Genomic DNA, 20,895 nt, shown 5'->3' with positions numbered 1-20,895 from the left:
GGACCATTTTCTGGCCTCGGACGTCCGACCCCGCGTCGGCAAGTCTGCGGCTGGAAAGGGGCGCCCGTGTCAGGCGCCCCTTGTGTGTCATTGGCAGTGCTTAGGCAGCCCAGCCCCACTTGTAGTGATGGTGTTCGAAGGTCACATGCATGTCGGTTCCAACAAGACCCTCTTTCATGTGACGATAGAGCGAGCGCCAATAGGGCTGAATGGTAACCCCGTCTTCCTGCAACAGTGCTTCGCCACGTGCCATGACCTCACGACGCTTGTCCGCGTCGGCAATGGCCAGAGCCTCTTCCAGAAGAGCGTCGAACTCGGGGCTGGCATAGCCAAACTCGTTCCAGGCTTCGCCCGAACGATAGGCAAGCGCCCAGACCTGCACACCCAGCGGACGCGGGTTCCAGTTGGTCGAGCTGAACGGGTACTTGGCCCAGTCGTTCCAGAAGGTATTGCCCGGCAGAACGGTCCGCTTGACCTTGATTCCGGCATCGCGCAGCTGCGCGGCAACGGCATCTGTGGTGTTGCGACGCCAGTCATCGTCGATCGAGATGATCTCGTGCTCGAAATCTCCAAAACCGGCTTCGTCCATAAGCGCCTTGGCTGCCGCGGGATCAACCTTTTGCGGCGGAAGCTCGGCATATTCCGGATGCAGCGGCGCCACGTGATGGTTTTCCGCCGGGGCTCCGCGACCGCCATAGCCCAGTTCCAGACAAACTGAATTGTCTACGGCCATCTGAAGGGCTTGCCGGACACGTTTGTCCGCATAAGGCTTTTGCCCGTCGATCTCGGCCAGCTGGTTGGGACGAATAACGATGGTCGCGGCGGTCACCACTTCTGACTTCACATAGCCAAGCCCGTCCATCACGTCGATGAATTCACCCACCGATTCATACAGCATGTCGACTTCGTCGGATTCCAACGCTGCCAACCAGGCAGAAGGGTCGGTTCCGTAGTCGATGTATTCGATACGGTCCAGGGCAGGGCGGCCGTACACTTCTTCGCCCCACCAGGTGTGATCCGGGTTGCGAACCAGAACGGCTTTAACGCCAACCTCAAGTTCGTCCATCAGATATGGGCCGGTTCCCACATTGTTCAGCAGGTCTGTCTCGCTGAACGAGCTGTGAACAATCGCGCCGGGATAATCGGCCATGCCAGGAATAAGAGTGATATCCGGCTTTGGCAGGTTCAGTTTGACCGTGGTTGCGTCGACGACTTCGATGACACCCTCACCGGCCTGACCGGTTTCCGCGTCAATAAGGGTTGCAAAGCGGCCCGCCATCGAGTTGGTTTCCGAGCTCTTGTCACACCAGCGCGCGATGTTGCGGGCAACGTCGTCAGCCGTGAAATCGTCGCCATTGTTCCACTTGACGCCCGGACGAACATTCAGAGTGTAAACGGTCGCGTCGTCGTTGACTTCCCAGCTTTCCAGCAGCATGCCACGGAACGATCCGTCCGAGTTGTACTCGACCAGATATTCCAGCGTGCCGCGCGTCACGTTTGCGATCTGCGACCAGTCATAGGTACGGGGGTCTTTGAGGGCGCGGACTTCCTGCTGCACACGCAGCGTGCCGCCTTCCTGTTTTGCTGTTTCGGCCAAAGCAGGTGTCGGCAATCCGATCATGCCATAGGCCGCTGCGGCAGTAACCCCAAGACTGGTTGCGCGTGTCATGAATTCCCTTCGGCTTAGCTTGCCGTCGCGGTATTCCTGAGCGTGCATCGCTGCCGCCCAGTGCACCTTGTCTTCGGTGGATACGGTATTCGTCATGGATGTCTCCCTGTGACACTGATTTTGTTGATTGATTATGGCTCTACGCGACCCGGATTTTCACGGTCGCCAGAGCGAAGGATTTTGTTTTTTGGACTCTGGTCATCCCCATGTCGTTATTCGGCACCAGATTTCTGATAAGGTCAATGTTCGAAATCGTCATAAGTAGTACAAAAACGACATTCGCGATCAGTTGAAGTCGTTGAGACGCATTTCTTCAGGCCGTCCAAAACGATGCCGACTTCCCCATTCTTTTCCCGGTTTGTTAAGGGAAACCGCAGCAAATCATTAAGTTCTCTTAAGCTTTGAGACTTGGCGGGCGCCTTGTTCGTGCAACGTCAGACGTGCCGGGTATCACACAGAGGGATCGACGTGATTCCAGGCCTTCATACGGGCGCGGAACCAGGTGCGCTGACGCTTGGCGAATTGCCGCGTCGCAATGGTTGCGCGCTCTCGCGCTTGATCCAAAGTCATCGTGCCGTCCAGATATGCCCTGAGTTCCGGCACGCCTATGGCCTTGCAGGCCGGAAGGGTGGGATCGAACCGGTCCTGCATGGCGCGCACTTCCTCGATCGCGCCCTGTTCCAGCATCTGGTCAAAGCGGCGTTCTATCCTGTTCAGCAGCCACGTTTTATCAACGTCAAAAACGATCGGTAGGGAATCGCTCAGCCGAAGTTCCGGTGGCGGCGTTTCGGCCTGCCAGGACAACAGGCTGCGACCTGTGGCGCGCTGCACTTCCCAGGCGCGTTGCACGCGGGCACGGTTCTGCGTGTCCAGCTTTGCAAGCGTCTCGCCATCGACCCCCTCCAGAAGGTCTGCCATGGGCATCTGATCCGCCTCGGCTCGAACCGCCTGTGGAGTCGCTGGAATTTGCGCCATGCCTTCGGTCAGGGCCGAAAAATACAGGCCCGTCCCACCGACAATGATCGGGCGCTGGTGCCCTTTCAGCAGAGGCAGGACCTCGCGCAGCCAATGGCCGGTGGAATAGTCCTGATCATAGGCGACATGTCCGTACAGCAGATGTTGCGCGCGGGCTTCTTCCTGGGCGGATGGCCTGGCCGAGATGACGCGCCAGCAGTCATAAACCTGACTTGCATCCGCGTTGACGATAACCCCGCCATGCCGTTCGGCAATCTCCAGCGCCAACGCTGATTTTCCCGATGCCGTAGGCCCCGCAATCAGAACCGGCCTGTCGTCGGAAATTGGAGGCAGTTGCCGAAAAAGCAGGTCTGTTGATCGCCGGGTCATGCGCGGTTGCCTCTATCCTCACCAACCGCATTGAACCTGCGGAGCTTTTGCTTCATTTTGCGCCGGAAATTAACCCCGTGCCAGCCCGGAGCGCAACATGAGCCTTTCCCCTTCTTCTGAAACAGCCGAGACCCCGAAAACAACGTACAAACGGGTCATGTTGAAAATCTCAGGTGAGGCGTTGATGGGGGATCAGGGATTCGGTCTGCACCCGCCAACCGTTCAACGCATCGCGCAAGAAGTGAAGTCGGTTCACGATCTGGGCGTCGAGATATGCATGGTCATCGGCGGCGGCAACATTTTTCGGGGCCTGAGCGGTTCAGCCCAGGGCATGGAGCGGACCACGGCCGATTACATGGGCATGTTGGCCACGGTGATGAACGCGCTGGGGATGCAATCCGCACTGGAAGAGATCGGAGTGTTCACCCGCGTGATCTCGGCCATTCGCATGGACGAGGTGTGCGAACCTTATATCCGCCGCCGGGCTGTTCGGCACCTCGAAAAAAAGCGGGTCTGTATTTTCGCCGCCGGTACTGGCAACCCGTATTTCACGACAGACACCGCAGCCACCCTGCGCGCCAACGAAATGGCGTGCGAGGCGATCTTCATGGGCAAGAACGGAGTGGATGGGGTGTATGACAAAGACCCTGCGGAACATGCTGACGCCGTGCGATATGATACCGTGACCTATGATGACGTGCTGGCCAAACGGTTGCGTGTCATGGATGCTTCGGCCATCGCACTGGCGCGCGACAACAATCTGCCCCTGATCGTCTTCGGACTTGATGAGCCCGGCGGCTTCCGCGGAATTCTCGCGGGCGAGGGGACCTATACCAAGGTTCAGGGGTGAGGTCTGCGTAAGCGTCCGACAACTCTGCAAGCTTTCAAAGCCCCGGCATCGCGCCGGGGCTTTTGCGTTTTGCTTTCGCTTGACGGTTGTGGGCGGCCCTGTCTAAGTATCGGTGTCCTTCCAAGGCGAAGGGCTGCCCCGTGTTTCGTCGGCCAAAGGCCCAAGCACAGGCTGGGCTGGAAGACCTGCCATGATTTCTGAGGTGTCCGGAAACATGCGCGGGCATCTCATTGATCTGACTGCACAACTAAGGAGCAATGAGGCATGAGCTCTCTGGATATCGATTTCGTTCGGGCGCAATTCCCGGCCTTTTCCGAACCCAGCCTTCAGGGCCAGGCGTTTTTCGAGAACGCGGGCGGGTCTTACACCTGCAAACCGGTGATCGACCGGCTGACGCGGTTCTACACGCAGCGCAAGGTTCAGCCTTACGCCCCATATGAGGCCAGCCGCCTTGCGGGCGCCGAAATGGACGAAGCGCGTGCGCGCATGGCCGCCATTCTGGGCGTAGACTCGGATGAGCTGAGTTTTGGCCCCTCAACCACCCAGAACACCTATGTCCTGGCGCAGGCGTTCCGGCAATGGATGAAGCCCGGCGAGGCAATCGTCGTGACCAATCAGGATCACGAAGCCAACTCTGGCCCATGGCGTCGTCTGGCTGAGGCCGGGATAGAGGTGAGGGAATGGCAGATTGATCCGGAAACCGGGTCGCTGAACCCTCAGGATCTTGAAAACATGCTGGACGAAAAAGTGCGTCTGGTCTGTTTCCCGCATTGCTCTAATGTGGTTGGCGAGATCAATCCGGTCACCGAGATCACTGCCATTGCGCATGCGGCGGGTGCGTTTGTCTGCGTTGATGGCGTATCCTACGCCCCGCACGGATTTCCAAATGTTGGCGATCTTGGGCCGGATATCTATTTGTTTTCTGCGTACAAGACCTATGGCCCGCATCAGGGGTGCATGGTCATCCGCCGCACATTGGGAGAGCTGTTGCCCAACCAGGCGCATTATTTCAACGGCGATGTCTTGTATAAACGATTTACCCCCGCTGGCCCCGATCACGCGCAGATTGCGGCCAGTGCAGGTATGGCGGACTATGTTGAGATGCTTTGCGCCCACCACGGCGGGCCCGACACGGGTGCGGCAGAACAGGGCGTATTTGCCCACGATCTGATGCGTTCGCACGAAGTGTCGTTGCTGCAACCGGTTCTGGATGCGGTAAAGGATCGAAACGCGGTGCGTCTGATCGGTCCTTCCGACGCCAGCCGGCGCGCACCCACCGTTGCGCTTTCGTTGAACCGTCCGGCTGAACCGGTTGCGGCGGAACTGGCGCAATATGGTGTCATGGCAGGTGGCGGAGATTTCTATGCGGTGCGCCCCTTGCGGGCGATGGGCGTTGATCCGGCGCAAGGTGTTTTGCGTGTCAGCTTCACCCATTACACCACACAGCAGGAAATTGATCAGCTTCTAGAGGCTCTTGAGCGCGTTTTGTGATCCACTACCCTTGAGGGTGCGTAGAACCTAAAAAACTCAAGGGCGGATTGTGGTGCAAGAGCAGGCTCCGATCATTATGTGGTTTCGACGGGATTTACGTCTGTCGGATCACCCCGCGTTGACCGCGGCGGTCGAAAGTGGCCGTCCGGTTATACCGCTTTTTATCCATGACGATATTGTCGACCAGATGAGGGCCGCGCCAAAGTGGCGTTTGGGCTTGGGGTTGGAGGCATTCAAAGCGTCACTGGCCAATATGGGCAGTCGACTGATCCTCCGACGCGGTGATGCGCTTGAACAGTTGCAGCAGGTCATGGCCGAGACCGGCGCAACCTCAGTCTTCTGGTCCCGCGCTTACGATCCTGCCTCGATTGAACGCGACAAGAAGATCAAGTCTGTACTTGCAAAAAAAGGCGTGACTGCAAAGTCGTTTTCCGGGCATCTGCTTTTTGAACCCTGGACTGTTGCTACCAAATCGGGTCATCCGTTTCGGGTTTTCACACCCATGTGGCGTGCGGTTCAGGGTCGGGAAGTACAACTTCCTGACGCGCCAGTTACTGCGCTTAAGGCACCTGTGTCGTGGCCTGCTTCTGACGGCTTGAGCGATTGTCGGTTGGGGGGTGCAATGAACAGGGGAGCGAGGGTCGTGCGCCCTCAAGTGCAACCTGGCGAGCGGGCCGCTCTGGATCATCTGGAAGAGTTTCTCGACCGGATCGTTCAATACTCCGATCTTCGGGACAGGCTTGATCAGGATGGGACCTCCAACCTGTCAGAGTACCTCTCTTTGGGTGAGATCGGGCCACGCACCGTCTGGCACGTGATCCAGCGGGCCGCGTTGACCGGAACACGGGGAACCGACGCCTTTTTGCGCCAACTTGTCTGGCGTGAATTCGCTTATCATCTCATGTTCCACACGCCCCAACTGGTGACATCCAACTGGAAGCCAGAATGGGACAGTTTTCCGTGGAATACCGATCCGGACCATCCCGAAGTCACTGCCTGGCGGCAGGCCAGAACCGGAATCCCCGTTGTCGATGCCGGGCTGCGGCAAATGTATGTGACGGGTCGGATGCACAACCGGGCGCGGATGATCGTCGCAAGCTATCTGACCAAGCATCTGATGACTAATTGGAAAATAGGGATGGAGTGGTTCGAGGATTGCCTGATCGACTGGGATCCGGCCTGCAACGCGATGGGCTGGCAGTGGGTCGCTGGCTCGGGGCCCGATGCATCCCCGTTTTTCCGGATTTTCAATCCACAGACACAAGCAGAGAAATTCGATCCAGACGGGGTGTTTGTGCGCCACTGGATCACTGAAGGCCAAGCCGAACCCGGCAAAACCGCCCTGTCTTATTTTGATGCCGTCCCGCGATCATGGGGTCTGCGCCCGGATGCGGATTACCCCAAGCCGATCGTCGGATTGTCCGAAGGTCGGACCCGCGCCTTACGCGCATATGAAAGCCGAAAACCCCACTAAGGAACTGAAAACTTGCCAGAAACAATTTCGCCGCCTAGCTTTGTACACGTACCGCAGAGGGGAGAGCGGATGATCCTGACGACGACCGAAGGGCAGAAAAACCTGCCCAGATATTTCGCCCAAGTCTTCAAAATGTTGAACCGGATGGATTCCGGGCGACTGGATATCAAACTGCCCGATGGTCGCACGTTTCGCGCAGAAGCCGCAAAACCCGGACCGGTTGCGCAGGTCGATATTCACGACGACGATGTCTTTGCGCGCCTGATCCGCGAAGGCGAACTGGGTTTTTCCGATGCGTATCTGGACGGGCATTGGAGTACGCCTGATCTGCGGTCTTTCATGGATCTTGTGCATCTTGGAACCGAGACTGTTTATGACGGGTTTACGGGCCAGTTTCTTGTTCAGGCCTATGAAAGGCTGCGGTTCTGGCTGCACCGAAACAACAGGGCGCAAGCCAAGAAGAACATCTCGTATCACTATGATCTGGGTAATGATTTTTACAGTTCGTGGCTGGACGAGACGATGACCTATTCCAGTGCGATATTTGAAACCGGGCAGGAAAGCCTCGAGAATGCGCAGACAGCCAAATACGCCAGTCTTGTGGATGAGATGGGTGCAAAACCGGGGGATCATGTTCTGGAGATCGGATGTGGCTGGGGCGGTTTCGCGGAATATGCCGCAAAGGAACGGGGTTTGCGTGTCACCGGCCTGACCATCAGTCAGGAGCAATTCAAGTACGCCAAGGAACGTATTGAAAAGGCAGGATTATCAGATCGAGTCGAGTTCAAGCTGCAAGACTATCGGGATGAACGTGGGGTCTATGACGGCATAGCGTCCATCGAGATGTTTGAGGCGGTGGGTCAAAAATACTGGCCGGTCTATTTCGAAACCGTTCGTGAACGGTTGAAGCCTGGCGCTCAGGCGACCTTGCAAATCATAACGGTGGGTGATCACCGTTGGGATTTTTACAAGAACGGCGTTGATTTCATTCAGAAATACATCTTTCCGGGTGGGATGCTTCCGTCACCGACTATCTTGCGTCAGCAGATAGATCAGGCCGGATTACAGGTTGTACGCTCGAAAGAATTCGGGAAAAGCTATGACCTGACCCTGCGACGCTGGTATGAAACGTTCAACGACAAATGGGATCAGATCTCGGACATGGGATTTGATGAGCGTTTTCGCCGCATGTGGAATTATTATTTGACTGCATGCGGTGCGGCCTTTGACACGGGCAATTGCGATGTGACACAGATCACAATAGCAAAACCAAGTTAACCCACGGACCGTCACATGCCCACTGCCTCGCGTCTCGTAGCCGCTGTTTGTCTCATCGTGCTGGCCTTTCTTGTTTCAAGCATGGTTATCGAAAACGGCGAAGAGGGTAAGGACTATGGTTACTTCACCTATGTGAACATGGCTCTTGGTGCGATCTGTGGTTGGAAAATCATGGGCAAGCGCGCCGGGCGCGGCTGGACCGCGGGCATAAACAATGGCCTGACCGGCGTTGCCTCGCTGATATTCTGGGCACTGTTCGTGCAGGGGTGCTACCGCATGTTCGACCTTGCGATGCGCAATCGTTATGGTGGCCCGTTCGAAGCTGTGATGGCCATCTTTTCGATTGGAATCGATTATGGCAAGCAGCTGATCTATCCCGAAATTCTGGTTACGCTTGCTATTGGCGCCGTTGTCGCCGGTCTGGCCACGGAACAGGCCAGCCGCAAATGGCGCTGAACCGTTTCGTCACAAGAGAGATTGAATTTGTCTGATTTGTTCTTCTATGGAACGCTGCGGTACCTGCCGCTGTTGCAGCGTGTCTTGGGCCGTCCGCTGAGCGAAATCACGTTTCATTCTGCCAAGCTGCGCGACCACGCGGTTCACGCGGTTCAGGGGCAGGATTTCCCTATGATCCTGTCTGCTGAAGGTGCCGTAGCCGAAGGGTTGCTGGTGCAGGGCTTGTCATCCGATGATCTGGCCAGGCTGGCCTATTACGAAGGATCCTTCGACTATGACCTGAAATCGTTGAAGGTCATTCTGGAGGATGGGGGCGAAGTACAGGCGCAGGTCTTTTTCCCGACACCGGGCGCATGGCAACCCGGTGAGTTGTGGTCGTTGCAGGGCTGGGCGGACAAATTGGGCGAGGTTACGGCGCTCGCCGCCGAAGAAGAAATGGCCTATTTCGGTAAAGTCGATCCCAAAACCATGGCGCGCAGCGTGCGTGCCATTCAAACCCGTGCCTGGGCTAAGATCATGGCCGGGCAACGGCGAACCGGCGACCCGCGGAACATAGCCGAAGACGTGATCGTGCACCGTCACGAACGCGTTTACGTCGACTATTTCGGGATGGAGGAAATCGATCTTCAGTTCCGACAACATGACGGCAGCATGGGCCCCGTGCTGCACCGGGGCGGTTTGATGCAGGGCAGCGCCGTGTCGGTTCTGCCCTATGACCCGATCCGTGACACCGTGCTTTTGGTCGAGCAGTTCAGACCGCCGGTGTTTTTGATCAACGATCCAGAGCCCTGGCTTTGGGAGGCAGTTGCCGGGATGATCGACCCCGGCGAAACGCCTGAACAGACGGCGCATCGCGAGGCCATGGAGGAAGCAGGAGTTAGATTTGACAGGCTGGAATATGCGGGCGGCGCGTATTCCTCCAGCGGGTCGTCTACGGGTTTCATGTATCTTTATGTCGGGCTTGGCAGTTTAACTGAGACAACAATCACCGGTGGCTTGGACACTGAGGGTGAAGATATCCGCAGCCGGATTCTGCCATTCGACGAATTTATCGATATGACGGACCGCCATCTTTTCAAGGATTTGCAATTGGTGTCCCTGGCGTACTGGCTGGCCCGCCATCGGGATCGTTTGCGCGCGTGACTATCTCGCTTGTGGTCGCGGCGGTGCGGCTGTAAATCTTCGAAGATACCAAATGACAAGGGGCGACCATGCGCATTGCACGAGATCTTGCTGACGCAGTAGGAAAAACACCGTTGATCCGGCTGCGCCGCATCAGCGAAGAGACTGGATGCGAGATTCTTGGCAAAGCCGAGTTCATGAACCCGGGACAGTCGGTAAAGGATCGTGCTGCTCTTTTTATCATCAAAGATGCCATCGCACGCGGGGATCTGAAACCGGGCGGTACCATCGTGGAAGGCACTGCCGGCAATACTGGTATTGGTCTGGCTCTGGTCGGTGCGTCGATGGGATTCAAAACGGTTATCGTTATCCCCGAGACACAATCGGAAGAAAAGAAGGATATGCTGCGTCTGGCTGGCGCTCAGTTGGTTCAGGTGCCAGCAGCCCCGTATCGCAACCCCAACAATTTCGTGCATTATTCCCGCCGTCTGGCCGAGGAACTGGCGCAGACAGAACCCAATGGCGCCATCTGGGCCAACCAGTTCGACAATGTGGCGAACCGTCAGGCACATGTGGAAACCACGGGGCCCGAGATCTGGGAACAGACAGGCGGCAAGGTTGACGGGTTCGTCAGCGCGGTCGGGTCGGGTGGGACATTGGCAGGCGTGGCCCAGGTTTTGCAGCCCAAGGGCGTCAAAATCGGTCTTGCCGATCCCATGGGGGCTGGCCTGTATTCGTATTACACGACGGGTGAGATCGCGATGGAAGGTGGGTCGATTGCCGAAGGCATCGGGCAGGTGCGTATCACCAAGAACCTGGAAGGGTTCACGCCAGATTTTTCTTATCAGATCACCGATAACGAAGCGCTGCCCTACATCTTTGATCTTCTGCGTGAGGAAGGTCTGGTCATGGGCGGCTCAACCGCGATCAACATGGCAGGGGCGGTGCGCCTGGCCAAGGAAATGGGGCCAGGTCATACCATCGTGACCATCCTGTGCGATTACGGCACTCGGTATCAATCAAAGCTGTTCAACCCCGAGTTCCTGCGAGAAAAAGAGCTTCCGGTTCCGGATTGGATGACCGAGGCACCACGCAGCATTCCCGGCGTTTTCGAGGACGTGTGATGCTTGGACAGGTCCGCCTGTTTCTGACCCTGCTGTTCCTGAGTTTCGTCGGCTTTTCGAATAGCGCTGTCGCGCAACTGACGGATCGTCAAAGCGAGTATTACCAAGGTTGGATCAAAACCGCGAGCCGGGCCGAAGCCGTTATCGAGGCGAACCGGGCATCTGACGCTGCGCTAGAGAATTTACGTTCGGAAATAAGCAGATACAGGGAAGACTTCAATCGGGCTCGTGGGGCAAATACCGACCGGATCACAACGCTTGAAAGTCAGCTAAAGGCGTTGGGCCCCAAACCCGAAGGGGACGCGACCGAACCCGAAGATATAGCCAAGCTTCGCGCGCATTTGGAAGAACAGCTCAACAGTCTGCGTGTGCCGCGCATCATCTCCGAAGAAGCCTACAGTCGAGCAAATGGGCTGATCAGCGAAATTGATCAGATCATTCGCGCGCGGCAGAAAAAAGAGTTCTTCGAACAGGGCCCGTCGCCGATCAACCCGGCGTATTGGGGGCCGGCATGGGTGGACGTCAAAGAGGCCATTCAAAGCCTGGCAAACGAAACGATCACTAACTTTCGTTCAGATGTCGTACGCGAACAAATTCGCGCGCGCGGGCTCGCGATCTTCATACTTCTGATCATTTCAGCCGTGCTGCTGATCTTTGGCAAACGGTGGTCCGAACTTGGAGGCGACTACCTGAGGTTGCTCGGCGGGGCCGGGACGGGGGTCTGGTCGTTCGTAATCTCACTACTGCGCATTCTGTTGCCATGGATCGGTGTGGTGGCCGTGGTCACGGCGATCAGTCTCACCGGCGTTCCGGGGCTGCGGGGCAGCCTTTTGCTTCAGAATGTTCCGTATTGGGCAGCGATCGTGTTTTTCTATGACTGGATTGGTCGCCAGGTTTACGTGATCGGCGCGTCGCAAGGGTTCAAACGTCTGTCCGCGGCACGCATCACCGAACTGCGCGTGTATATCGATCTGCTCGCCCTGATGCTGGTTCTGCACGAATTGGCGTTGCTGTTCGAACGGATCGAGAACATCTCCGACGCGACCCGTGCCGTGGTCAGTTTCCCGATCATTGTCGCTACGGCTTTGTTGTTGTTGCGAATACGCCAGATTCGAACAACGGACGGGCCACCGGATCAGGCTGCCCCGACCCGTTCCGCGGGGTTCAGCCAATTGGTCGAATTCCTGCGCCGGGCTTTGTTCCTGTTGGGGATCGTGTCTCCTTTGTTGGCAATTTTCGGATTCACCAATGCGGCCGAAGCCATCGTGTTTCCTGCGGTCAAGACACTGGTGCTGATCGGGGCCTTGGTCATCCTGCAACGGTTCATCAGTCAGATTTACGGTTGGATCACCGGGCAGGGCGAAGCCGCGGGGGATTCGCTTTTTTCCGTACTGGTCGGGTTTGCATTGGCCATCTTGGCGCTGCCAATTCTGGCGATCTATTGGGGTGCGCGGGAAACTGATCTGCTGGAAGCATGGTCGCGCCTGCTGCTTGGGTTTGATATCGGCGGGGTAACGATCTCGCCCAGCAACTTTCTGACCTTTGTTGCCGTGTTTGCAATCGGTTATACGCTGACGCGTCTGTTGCAAAGTGGGTTGCGCAATTCGCTTCTGCCGAAAACCAGCATAGACCCCGGTGGGCAAAACGCGATTGTCGCGGGTTCGGGATACGTTGGCATATTCCTTGCCGCGTTGGTGGCAATCATGGTGGCCGGATTTGATCTGTCGTCGCTGGCGATTGTCGCCGGAGCGCTGTCCGTCGGCATCGGCTTTGGTTTGCAGACAATCGTGTCGAACTTCGTTTCAGGCATCATCCTTTTGGTCGAGCGTCCGATATCCAAAGGGGATTGGATCGATGTGAATGGCATGATGGGATATGTGCGGGACATTTCCGTTCGCTCGACCCGGATCGAGACGTTCGACAGGACGGATGTCATCGTTCCGAACTCTGACCTGATCAGCGGTGTTGTAACAAACTATACCCGCGGCAACACGATCGGGCGGGTGATCGTTCCGGTGGGTGTTGCATACGGAACTGACACGCGGCTGGTGGAAACCATTCTGGGCGAAATCGCCAACAACCATCCGATGGTTTTGGCCAACCCGGCGCCAAGCGTTGTGTTCCAGGGGTTCGGAGCAGACTCTTTGGACTTTGAAATACGGGCGATCCTGCGGGACGTGAACTGGGTTCTGTCGGTGAAATCCGACATGAACCATGAAATCAACCGCAGATTCTCGGAGGCGGGGATCGAGATCCCGTTCGCACAACGTGATGTCTGGTTGCGAAATCCCGAAACCCTGCGGGCCTCTGACCCGAGCAAGCAGGACGCTTCCATATCTGAGCAGGATGAGCCACGCAAAGTCGCAGAAGCTCCGGCGGATTTGACCGAGGCGGATATGGACTCGGATTCGGGTGATGAGGTTTGAGCGACCAGATCCCAGCATGCGTCGGCCTCTTGTCATCCCTCTGTGGGTGTACAGAATTATTTAAGCCATTCCCCTGAATTCGCAGAATTGGGGCCTTGCAAATCCGATTGCATTCGTCCAAATATCGCCGGCACGGAGAGGTGGCCGAGTGGTCGAAGGCGCACGCCTGGAAAGTGTGTAGGCGGGAAACCGTCTCCAGGGTTCGAATCCCTGTCTCTCCGCCATTCCAAAGTGAATCAGGGAACTGCTGAGCGCTCGACTTGTCGAGCAACCACTGCCGTTTCTATCCTAGCTCACCGCCCCTTATGCGTGCCAGGTCATCGCCGACTTCGATGGCGTCCATGAAGCGCCGGAGATAACCCCGTTTGTATCTTTGGACTGTCTCTCCTGCATTGCCGGGAATGCGTATGCCGTATTTGGAACCCATCATAAGATGGTCTGTTCGAATGGGCTTAAGATCGCCGTACGGGTGCTTGGAAACCCGCCCCGAAACCACAAGTCCTTGCATCATAACGAGCTGGGCTCAGAGAGCTTGGTGCGATGGACAAGCGCAAGACCTGCGCTTTCAAAAGGACACTGAAACAAACTCTTGTCAGCGTATGACGAACGGGTTCGACATTGGCTGCTCTGACGTATTCAGCCAGACGGTTTTGGTCCTTGTGTAATCGTGAATGGCCTCGATTCCTGCTTCCCTGCCATAGCCGGATTGGTTGTAGCCACCAAACGGAGCAATCGGGGACACTGCGCGGTACGTGTTGATCCAACAAATTCCCGATTTCAGACGGGATGAAACCCGGTGGGCGCGGGCGACATTTTCAGTGAAAACGCCGGACCCAAGCCCGAACTGCGAGTCGTTGGCCAATGTGATCGCTTCCTCTTCCGTATCGAATGGCAGCAGAGACATCACGGGGCCGAACATTTCGACCTTCAGCGTCTCTGTCTCTGCGCTCGTGCATTCCACCAGCGTAGGGGCCATGAAGTTGCCCGGCCGGTCCAGAGGTTTTCCCCCGAAGCGGATGCGTGCGCCTTGTTCTGTGGCTTTCGCCAAAGTCGCCTGAATTCTTTCCACCTGATCAGTGGTGCAAAGCGGGCCAATATGGGTGGCCGTTTCCAATGGATCTCCGATTGCGATGCCCTTCATCTTCTCTTCGATCTTGTCAACAAGCGCTTCCAGTACCGGGCGATGTATCAATCCGCGCGAGCCGGCCACGCAGCTTTGACCCGAGGCGCCGAAATTTCCCGCAATCAAGCCATTGGCGGCGCCATCCAGATTGGCATCATCAAAAACGATGATCGGGGATTTCCCGCCCAGTTCCAATGTGGTCACCGCAAAGTTTTCAGCCGAATTGCGCACGACATGGCGCGCTGTTTCCGGGCCGCCGGTGAATGCGATCCGGTCCACGTCCGGGTGCCGGGTAAGCGGGATGGCGCAGTTTTCGGCATCCCCCGTAATGACAGAGACGACACCTGGCGGAAAGCCAGCTTCATCGATCAGCCGTGCGAATTCCAGCATCGGAGCGGGCGCAATTTCAGAGGCCTTCAACACGACCGGACATCCTGCCGCCATCGCGGGGCCAAGCTTGGTTGCGGTCAGGAACATCTGTGCGTTCCAGGGGACGATAGCGACCACCACGCCAATCGGTTCGCGCTTGGTGAAGACGTGCATGTCCGGTTTGTCGATCGGAAGAACCGCTCCTTCGATCTTGTCCGCGAGCCCTGCATAATATCGATAATAGTCACCGACATAGGCTGTTTGGCTTGCGGTTTCGGCAAGCAGCTTGCCGCTGTCTGTGGTCTCAAGCTGGCCCAGGTGACTGGCGTTTTCCTCGATCAGTTCCGCAAGTTTGAACAACAGTTTGCCGCGTGCGGTTTGCGTCATGTCGCGCCACGCGGGATCATCAAGTGACCGACGCGCCGCGGACACGGCGCGGTTCACGTCTTCGGGTGCGGCACAGGCGAAACTGGACCAGTCTTGGCCCGTCGCCGGGTTTTGCGAATGCATCACTTGCCCGTGTGCCCCTTCGGTCCACGCGCCGTCGATATAAAGCTGGAAATGTGGTTTCTGATGCATCATCGATCCTCACTGAAACTTTGGCATGATGTCGTCGATGAAACGGGCCAGCGATGCGCGTTTGCGTTCGAAACTCATACCGCTGTCTATCCAGAACGAATACTCATCATAGCCCAGATCTTCATAGCGTTTCAGACGTTCCGTGACACCATCTGCGGTTCCGATAGTCAGATCGCGAGCCAGGTTTTCCGGGGCCATCATCGTATTGGCCGCCATCTCTTCGTCGGTCAGCTTCTGGATCAAGCCCTGCCGGACCGGCCGCTTGTTTTGAAACCAGGCCCCGAAGTAGTTGTAGAAGCAAGACAATTCCCGAGCGGCCCGATCCAGATCAGCATCGTCATTGCCAACATAGGTGTGGTGCAGAAGCATGATCTTGGGGCGCGGCCCCTCATAGTTTGCGCAGGCATCCTCAAAGCGGCCCATCAGCGTTTCAATCTCATGCATGCCCTGCCAGAGCGGTGTGACCTGAATGTTAAAGCCGTTCTGCACACCGAATTCATGACTGTTCGGATCCCGCGCCGCGATCCAGATGGGCGGCCCTCCGGGTTGCACCGGCTTGGGGGCCGAGGTGGTGGCAGGGAACTTGAAGAACTCTCCATCATGGGCACAGTCACCCTCCCACAGCCGGGGCAAAAGCGGCGCGATTTCTCGCATGCGCTGGCCAGCATCCCATGCATCCATTCCCGGCATCATCCGTTCATATTCATACGAATAGGCGCCGCGGGCGATGCCCAGCTCGATACGGCCGCCTGTCATCAGGTCCGCCGCAGCCGTTTCGCCGGCCAGTTTGATCGGATGCCAGAACGGTGCAACCACTGTACCGGTGCCAAGCCGCACATTCTTGGTGTGATGTGCGATATCTACCAAAGACATCAGAGGGTTGGGCGCGATCGTAAAGTCCATCCCGTGGTGCTCACCGGTCCAGACGGCACGCATTCCCGCCTCATCGGCCATTTTACACAGCGCGATGAATTCTTCATACAGCTTCTCATGGGGTTGATCGGGGCTCAGCCGCTCCATGTGTGCAAAAAGGGAAAACTCCATCCATCAGGTCCTTTCAGAAAAGCTGTGCACGTCGCCCTGCTGCGCACTGCCCAGATAAAGTGAGAAGTCGCGGGTTCGGCTTTCCAGCGCAAAACGGGAAATCATGGTGGTGATTGGCGTCGTCGTGTAGGAAAGGGCCGCCAGGTCTTCAATCGCGACGGCCTCAAGCTTGCCGTGTTTGGGAAGGTCCGGTGCATTGCCCAATATGTAGACATGATGCGCTGTGGCATCGTCATAGACCGAGTAGACGACGCCGAGATTTGCGTCGATGCCTCGATCATGCAGATCCTGCCAAAGGCTGTCCCGCAACTGTCGCCGGTCGGACAATGTGACCTGCGGCGGCCTGAAACCGGCATCCGTTTTTTCAAGCAGCACGCGACCTTCGTGTTCGATGATTGCGCCACAGACGATCCTGCGCCCCGTCGCTTCAAGCGCGCCGCGTTCCAGACCAAGGCTGAAGTACCGCCCGTTCGCGTAGCCCAGCGCCGGGCGGTCGTTGTGGGAATAGGCTTCGACCTGTCCGATCAAAACGCAATGGTCTCCTGCCTCGACCACTCGATGGGTCCGGCAGGAAAATGTCGCAACCGCGCCGGTGATCAACGGGATCTCGCGCGCGTCAAGGCTATGGTCGGTTTTGGCGAACCGATCACCTTTGAAGCTGGCGAAGGTGTTGGACACATCCTCTTGCCCCTCGGCCAGAACACTCACCGTGAAATGGGTGCAGGCCGAGAATTCGCCGTAGGAAGACAAGTTCTTGCCAGGGCAGACGATCAACAGCGGCGGGTCGAGCGAAACCGAAGTGAAGGAATTCGCCGTGAAGCCCAGGGCCATGCCAGAGGCGTTGCGCGTGGTAACTACGGTCACGCCGGTCATGAATTTGCCAAATGCCCGCCGAAGGTCGCGGGGGTCGAGTTCGGTCATGATTGCACCTCGCTTTGAAAGCTGGAGATGGCGGCGTTGACCTGACTTGCATGTGTCATCGGCATCATATGGGCCGCCCCATCGATGATCAGGGCGCGTCCGTTCGGGGTGACTTCGGCCATTCTACGCGACATGTGTGGTGTGGAGTTCGGCTCCTGACTGCCGGTTATGAACAGCGCGGGGCAGCCAAGTTTCTCCAACGCGCCGCGCCGCGGATTTTGGCTTTGGGCAAAAACCGTATAGGCCAGCTTGTAAGCCGCCGGATCCATGGCCGTCAGCCATTCGCGGCAGGCATCACGTTCAGGCGAACCGATGTCACCAAACCACCGGCGCAGCGTGCTGGTTGGATCAACCGGTGTTTCACCATCCAGTCCCGCAGCACGTTCCTGAACGGCCTGCGCTGCCTTTGCACTGCGTTCAAAAACAGCATTCATTGCCACGACGCCGCAAATCCGATCTGGTGCCTTGGCGGCAAGGTCCAACGCGATCATCGCGCCCATCGAGTGGCCGACAACAAGGACCGGCCCGTTCAGACTGCCCAGCACATTCCTTGCAGCATCACTGTATTCCGACAGTTCCGTGCCGATAAAGCCAAGCGGACTTTCCCCGTGACCGGGCATGTCCGGCGCTGTCAGGCGCGCTTCAGAGGCCAACCCGTCCAACTGCGCGCTCCAGGCTTCGGCCCGCAGGCCAACCCCGTGAAGCAACAGGATGTCCGGACCTGCGCCAGTTTGGATCGCGGCCAGCCCGCCGATTTCAGACCGCGGCCGGGTTGTCCACGTCATGGCCCAAATCCTTGAGATCCTGATACCGGTCGCCGATGCGGTGATGCGGTCTGCCCGAGGTTGCGGCCCCCAATACGACGACAATTTCATCGTCGCGTGGTGCGTCCGGGATCGAGAATTGTACGGTCAGGTAGTGAGAACGCCGCCCGGCATCGTTTTTGTCCATCAATGGAACCATGATCGGCGCATTCGCGGGGCCGCGCGTGTTTGTGAAAGCCAGATAGGATTTCGCGCTGACCGCCTGCCGGTAGTGGTTGCCGAACCGAAGGGTATGAATAATGCCCGAGGCGTGTTCGACCTCGCCGTTCAGCCCGACAATGGCTGCCTTGCCATAGGCTTCGATTGCGTCACCACTGCCGGCCAACGCGATCATGCGGTCCGTCATCATCTTTCCCAGTACGGGGCCATATGCGTGGATTTCCGGTTTAAGGTCTTCGACATATCGACCCGCCCAGGGATTGGTAATCACTGCGGCCACGGCAAACATGCGCCATGGGATTTCCGCAGGGCGAAATCCCTCGACAAGAACTTCCTCGTCGTAGGTAACAATCTTGCGTATTTCCGGCTTCATCACACCTCTCCTGTCGCGCTGGGAGAAGGTAGAAACGGGTGTGGTTTTTGACAAATGATTGAATTATGTGCTTTCGCATTAGAAAGATTAATGGCTAACTTGATCAATGGGAAAATCACTTCCACCGCTGACCTGGTTCCGATCCTTCGAGGCAGCAGCCCGGACCCTGAGTTTTACTGCGGCTGCCGAGGAAATCGGCCTGACCCAATCGGCCGTCAGTCAGCAGGTGAAATCCCTTGAGATGCGTCTGGGGACAGCACTTTTTGTAAGGCATCCGCGCAGTCTGGCCCTGACGGATGCCGGGCGAAAACTGTTGCCCGAAGTCGGCAGCGCGCTTGAGGCGCTTGCCGCCGCCGCCGGAAGGGCCGACGCAAGCGCACCAGGAGATGTCCTGACGGTGGCCACATCTGTCAGCGTCGCGCAATGGGTCATCGCCCCAAACCTCGCGGACTTCACCGCACGCAATCCAGAGATCAGCGTGCGGCTGCTCAGTGCAATCTGGCCTGACGATTTTCACGCGTCGCAAGCTGATGTTCAGGTCAGGTTCGGGTCAGAAAAACAAGTGGGCAGGGGGGCCGAGCGCCTGAGACCTGACAGGCTTGTCGCTGTCAAGGCGCCGACGCTTGCCGGGGATCCGTTTGACCTTCCCCTGATAGAAGCAGTCGGCACGTCCAGTGGATGGAAAACGTGGCTCGACAAGCAGGGCGTGCAACGGCAGCCTGCTGTTTTCGTCGATACGTTCGGCATGGCGCTTCATTTGGCCGTTCATGGCAGCGGGGTTGCCCTGATCAGCGAGTTTCTGGCGAAACATGCGATGGCAACCGGTCTTGTCGAAAGCGCACATGACAGCACTGTCGAATGCAACGAAGGGTATTATCTTTCCGCCGACGCCAGCAATCCGGCGGCCGCATTGTTTCGTGACTGGTTGCTTGAACAGATACGGGTTTGATCCGGCGCGGGCCTGCAATCGTTCGTGCACCTGTCAGGGCTTGACAAATATTTTGCGTGGTCGTTTGCACAGACACTCTGCGGGGCCGTTTTCCTTGATCAGGATGGTCTCGGTGATCGCAAGCCCCCAATCATCCATCCATAGCCCGGGCATAAAGTGAAATGTCATGCCAGCTTCGAGGATCGTATTGTCTTCGCCCCGCAACGAGATCGTGCGCTCGCCCCAGTCCGGAGGATAGCTGAGGCCGACAGGATAGCCGCAGCGGGCACCGCGTTCGATCCCTGCACGTTCGAGAGGCGCCGCCAGCGCTTTGGCGATATCTTTTGCGCGATTGCCGGGGCGCGCAGCCTCCAGACCCGCTTCCAACCCCTCGACCAAGGCCGCCTCGGCCCTTCTAAGATGATCAGGCGGTTGACCCAGAAATACCGACCGGCAGAACGGAGCATGATATCGGCGATAGCAGCCGGAGAGTTCGAAGAAGGTGCATTCACCCGATTTGAACACATCTCCATTCCAGGTCAGATGCGGCGCGGCGGCGTCTGAGCCGGACGGCAAAAGTGGTACGATGGCCGCGTAATCCCCCCAGTCATCCCCGACGCCCGTTATCGCGTCATGGTATATCTGTGCGACCAGCTCGTTCTTGCGCAGGCCGGGTTCAACGCGTTCAAGCACGCCGTCAGTCACAAACTCTGAAATTCGGGCCGCCTTGCGCATCAGGGCGATTTCTTCGTCGGATTTCACGACCCGTTGCCAGTTGACCAAGGCCGTTGCATCCATCAGCGTCGCCTCGGGCAGTTCCGTTGTCAGTGTAATATGGGCTTTGGCCGAGTAGTAATAATTGTCCAGCTCCACCCCAATTCGGCTGCGGCCGTGTCCGCAGTCCGCAATAAGCTGGGCCAGATCCTGCATAGGATGCCGCGTGGTCGACTGCACAAAGTGATCGGCGTATCCGAAAACCCGATCGTCCCCCATCCACACCGTGCGCAGCGCACCGTTTGCATCCTGCCGGCGCCCCCACCAGATCGGGTCCGCGTCAAGAAAGATCAAGACACCCTGGTGAACGTAAAAAGACCAGCCCTCATACCCGGTGAGCCATCCGATGTTCGAAGGGTCTTCGACAAAAAGGCAGTCAATTCCTTTTGCGGCCATCGCCTTTCGGGTCTTGGCAAGACGACGATCATATTCCGCCCGGCTGAAGGCTGGATCAGAGTGGGTCATTGGCGCCTCCGGTCAACAATAGACTTTGGTTGACAGAACCCTACCGATCCGCTCACGTCAACGAGCGAAAACTCGGGGGGCTGCATGAAAACCGATATCAAT

The 20,895-nt window shown here is 57.5% G+C and carries 17 protein-coding genes and 1 tRNA gene; 10 read left to right on the top strand and 8 right to left on the bottom strand.

The genetic code is table 11. The features are described from left to right. Positions 1-100 precede the first annotated feature (100 nt). Together ACR0DJ_RS07930 and miaA are read right to left on the bottom strand one after the other, a co-directional pair. Positions 101-1,765 carry an ABC transporter substrate-binding protein gene (locus ACR0DJ_RS07930; RefSeq protein ID WP_480684458.1) on the bottom strand — a complete coding sequence of 555 codons (1,665 nt, stop codon included), beginning with the start codon at positions 1,763-1,765 and terminating at the stop codon, positions 101-103. A 354-nt stretch (positions 1,766-2,119) separates the two neighbouring features. After that, a complete protein-coding gene (miaA, locus tag ACR0DJ_RS07925; protein WP_480684457.1) occupies positions 2,120-3,013 on the bottom strand; it encodes a tRNA (adenosine(37)-N6)-dimethylallyltransferase MiaA in 894 nt (297 codons plus the stop codon). Between the two features lie 97 nt (positions 3,014-3,110). Here miaA and pyrH point away from each other — a divergent pair, with 97 nt between their 5' ends. From pyrH to ACR0DJ_RS07880, 9 genes are all read left to right on the top strand, one after another. Beyond that, complete coding sequence (gene pyrH / locus ACR0DJ_RS07920; protein ID WP_257600598.1) at positions 3,111-3,863, top strand: UMP kinase; 753 nt, start codon at positions 3,111-3,113, stop codon at positions 3,861-3,863. Between the two features lie 264 nt (positions 3,864-4,127). After that, positions 4,128-5,354, top strand: coding sequence for an aminotransferase class V-fold PLP-dependent enzyme (locus ACR0DJ_RS07915; protein ID WP_480684456.1), 1,227 nt, complete (start codon positions 4,128-4,130; stop codon positions 5,352-5,354). Positions 5,355-5,430: 76 nt separating this feature from the next. Then, entirely contained in the window at positions 5,431-6,828 is a 1,398-nt protein-coding gene (locus ACR0DJ_RS07910) for a cryptochrome/photolyase family protein (RefSeq protein ID WP_480686241.1), read from the top strand. Positions 6,829-6,897: 69 nt separating this feature from the next. Next, positions 6,898-8,106: a class I SAM-dependent methyltransferase gene (locus tag ACR0DJ_RS07905; protein WP_425078154.1), complete on the top strand. Its 1,209-nt coding sequence runs from the start codon at positions 6,898-6,900 to the stop codon at positions 8,104-8,106. A 15-nt stretch (positions 8,107-8,121) separates the two neighbouring features. After that, a complete protein-coding gene (locus ACR0DJ_RS07900; RefSeq protein WP_257600602.1) occupies positions 8,122-8,562 on the top strand; it encodes a TrgA family protein in 441 nt (146 codons plus the stop codon). Between the two features lie 27 nt (positions 8,563-8,589). Further along, positions 8,590-9,705 (top strand): NUDIX domain-containing protein, encoded by a 1,116-nt coding sequence (locus ACR0DJ_RS07895; RefSeq protein WP_480684453.1) that lies wholly within the window; start codon positions 8,590-8,592, stop codon positions 9,703-9,705. A 68-nt stretch (positions 9,706-9,773) separates the two neighbouring features. Beyond that, a complete protein-coding gene (locus tag ACR0DJ_RS07890; protein WP_171632905.1) occupies positions 9,774-10,808 on the top strand; it encodes a cysteine synthase A in 1,035 nt (344 codons plus the stop codon). After that, entirely contained in the window at positions 10,808-13,234 is a 2,427-nt protein-coding gene (locus ACR0DJ_RS07885) for a DUF3772 domain-containing protein (RefSeq protein ID WP_480684452.1), read from the top strand. Before ACR0DJ_RS07890 ends, ACR0DJ_RS07885 begins: the two co-directional genes overlap by 1 nt. Positions 13,235-13,368: 134 nt before the next feature. Then, positions 13,369-13,458 (top strand) — tRNA-Ser (locus ACR0DJ_RS07880). Between the two features lie 368 nt (positions 13,459-13,826). Here the strand turns inward: ACR0DJ_RS07880 and ACR0DJ_RS07875 are convergent. From ACR0DJ_RS07875 to ACR0DJ_RS07855, 5 genes are read right to left on the bottom strand one after another with little or no spacing between them, the layout of a single operon-like run. Further along, positions 13,827-15,305, bottom strand: a complete 1,479-nt coding sequence (locus tag ACR0DJ_RS07875) for an aldehyde dehydrogenase (RefSeq protein WP_480684450.1) — start codon at positions 15,303-15,305, stop codon at positions 13,827-13,829. Between the two features lie 9 nt (positions 15,306-15,314). Then, the gene (locus ACR0DJ_RS07870) at positions 15,315-16,349 is read right to left on the bottom strand and encodes an LLM class flavin-dependent oxidoreductase (RefSeq protein WP_480684449.1); all 1,035 of its coding nucleotides are present in this window, start codon (positions 16,347-16,349) and stop codon (positions 15,315-15,317) included. A gap of 3 nt (positions 16,350-16,352) precedes the next feature. Continuing rightward, complete coding sequence (locus tag ACR0DJ_RS07865; protein ID WP_480684447.1) at positions 16,353-17,270, bottom strand: flavin reductase family protein; 918 nt, start codon at positions 17,268-17,270, stop codon at positions 16,353-16,355. Continuing rightward, positions 17,267-18,055, bottom strand: coding sequence for an alpha/beta fold hydrolase (locus tag ACR0DJ_RS07860; RefSeq protein WP_480684445.1), 789 nt, complete (start codon positions 18,053-18,055; stop codon positions 17,267-17,269). Before ACR0DJ_RS07860 ends, ACR0DJ_RS07865 begins: the two co-directional genes overlap by 4 nt. After that, the gene (locus ACR0DJ_RS07855) at positions 18,027-18,626 is read right to left on the bottom strand and encodes an amino acid synthesis family protein (RefSeq protein WP_480684444.1); all 600 of its coding nucleotides are present in this window, start codon (positions 18,624-18,626) and stop codon (positions 18,027-18,029) included. The genes ACR0DJ_RS07860 and ACR0DJ_RS07855 overlap by 29 nt, the downstream gene beginning before the upstream one ends. Before the next feature lie 106 nt (positions 18,627-18,732). Between ACR0DJ_RS07855 and ACR0DJ_RS07850 the strand changes: the two genes are divergently transcribed. After that, on the top strand, positions 18,733-19,575 hold the full coding sequence (locus tag ACR0DJ_RS07850) for a LysR family transcriptional regulator (RefSeq protein WP_425078160.1): 843 nt from the start codon (positions 18,733-18,735) through the stop codon (positions 19,573-19,575). 33 nt (positions 19,576-19,608) lie between these two features. Here ACR0DJ_RS07850 and ACR0DJ_RS07845 read toward each other — a convergent pair whose 3' ends face one another. Next, positions 19,609-20,793 (bottom strand): M24 family metallopeptidase, encoded by a 1,185-nt coding sequence (locus ACR0DJ_RS07845; RefSeq protein WP_480684442.1) that lies wholly within the window; start codon positions 20,791-20,793, stop codon positions 19,609-19,611. Positions 20,794-20,895: the final 102 nt, after the last annotated feature.

It is taken from the genome of Ruegeria sp. BF10 (assembly GCF_056538725.1).
Note: the sequence above shows the minus strand (reverse complement) of the source record. Positions and strands in the feature narration are given on the sequence as shown.

Coding starts and splice junctions, on each gene's coding strand:
- ACR0DJ_RS07885 (WP_480684452.1), top strand. CDS start 10,808: ATGCTTGGACAGGTCCGCCTGTTTCTGACCCTGCTGTTCCTGAGTTTC.
- ACR0DJ_RS07890 (WP_171632905.1), top strand. CDS start 9,774: ATGCGCATTGCACGAGATCTTGCTGACGCAGTAGGAAAAACACCGTTG.
- ACR0DJ_RS07900 (WP_257600602.1), top strand. CDS start 8,122: ATGCCCACTGCCTCGCGTCTCGTAGCCGCTGTTTGTCTCATCGTGCTG.
- ACR0DJ_RS07870 (WP_480684449.1), bottom strand. CDS start 16,349: ATGGAGTTTTCCCTTTTTGCACACATGGAGCGGCTGAGCCCCGATCAA.
- ACR0DJ_RS07875 (WP_480684450.1), bottom strand. CDS start 15,305: ATGCATCAGAAACCACATTTCCAGCTTTATATCGACGGCGCGTGGACC.
- miaA (WP_480684457.1), bottom strand. CDS start 3,013: ATGACCCGGCGATCAACAGACCTGCTTTTTCGGCAACTGCCTCCAATT.
- ACR0DJ_RS07930 (WP_480684458.1), bottom strand. CDS start 1,765: ATGACGAATACCGTATCCACCGAAGACAAGGTGCACTGGGCGGCAGCG.
- ACR0DJ_RS07850 (WP_425078160.1), top strand. CDS start 18,733: ATGGGAAAATCACTTCCACCGCTGACCTGGTTCCGATCCTTCGAGGCA.
- ACR0DJ_RS07865 (WP_480684447.1), bottom strand. CDS start 17,270: ATGACCGAACTCGACCCCCGCGACCTTCGGCGGGCATTTGGCAAATTC.
- ACR0DJ_RS07910 (WP_480686241.1), top strand. CDS start 5,431: ATGTGGTTTCGACGGGATTTACGTCTGTCGGATCACCCCGCGTTGACC.
- ACR0DJ_RS07855 (WP_480684444.1), bottom strand. CDS start 18,626: ATGAAGCCGGAAATACGCAAGATTGTTACCTACGACGAGGAAGTTCTT.
- ACR0DJ_RS07860 (WP_480684445.1), bottom strand. CDS start 18,055: ATGACGTGGACAACCCGGCCGCGGTCTGAAATCGGCGGGCTGGCCGCG.
- ACR0DJ_RS07915 (WP_480684456.1), top strand. CDS start 4,128: ATGAGCTCTCTGGATATCGATTTCGTTCGGGCGCAATTCCCGGCCTTT.
- pyrH (WP_257600598.1), top strand. CDS start 3,111: ATGAGCCTTTCCCCTTCTTCTGAAACAGCCGAGACCCCGAAAACAACG.
- ACR0DJ_RS07905 (WP_425078154.1), top strand. CDS start 6,898: ATGATCCTGACGACGACCGAAGGGCAGAAAAACCTGCCCAGATATTTC.
- ACR0DJ_RS07845 (WP_480684442.1), bottom strand. CDS start 20,793: ATGACCCACTCTGATCCAGCCTTCAGCCGGGCGGAATATGATCGTCGT.